General features: G+C 65.7%; 1 protein-coding gene. It reads right to left on the bottom strand.

All coding sequences use genetic code 11. The features are described from left to right. A partial coding sequence (locus AC0L20_RS39995; RefSeq protein ID WP_473295667.1) for a FecR/PupR family sigma factor regulator occupies positions 1 to 417 on the bottom strand: 417 nt, incomplete at both ends.

The raw sequence follows: 417 nt of genomic DNA, 5'->3' as shown, positions 1-417 counted from the left end.
CCTGCTTGAGCTCAACGCCGCGGTTGCCCTGTTCGTAGTGCACCGCCACCACGCTGCGGCTGTTGAGGTCAATCAACGAGCCATCGGGCAGGGTCACCTGGCGATGCTCACCCAGGCGCGTGGTGAACTCAGCGTTGTACGATTTCGTCTGGTTGAGCGTAAGGAACAATCCCAGGCCCAGCGCAACGGCGACCACGCTGGCAGCCAGTGCATAACGCAGCACGGCGCGGCGCAGGGGGCGCTCGATCGGCGCATCGCCGAGGGCCTGCAGCCGGACCTTGGGCAGCAGGTCCGCTGCGTTCCACAGACCTTGCAGCACATCGAACTCATATCGATGCTCAGGCCGCTGCGCGCGCCAGGCCTCGAAACGCTGACGTTCCTGCGCGCTCAGCTCGCCATCCTGCAGGCGCACGAACC

The sequence above is a fragment of the Bradyrhizobium sp. Kon58 genome, from assembly GCF_055807455.1.
Note: the sequence above shows the minus strand (reverse complement) of the source record. Positions and strands in the feature narration are given on the sequence as shown.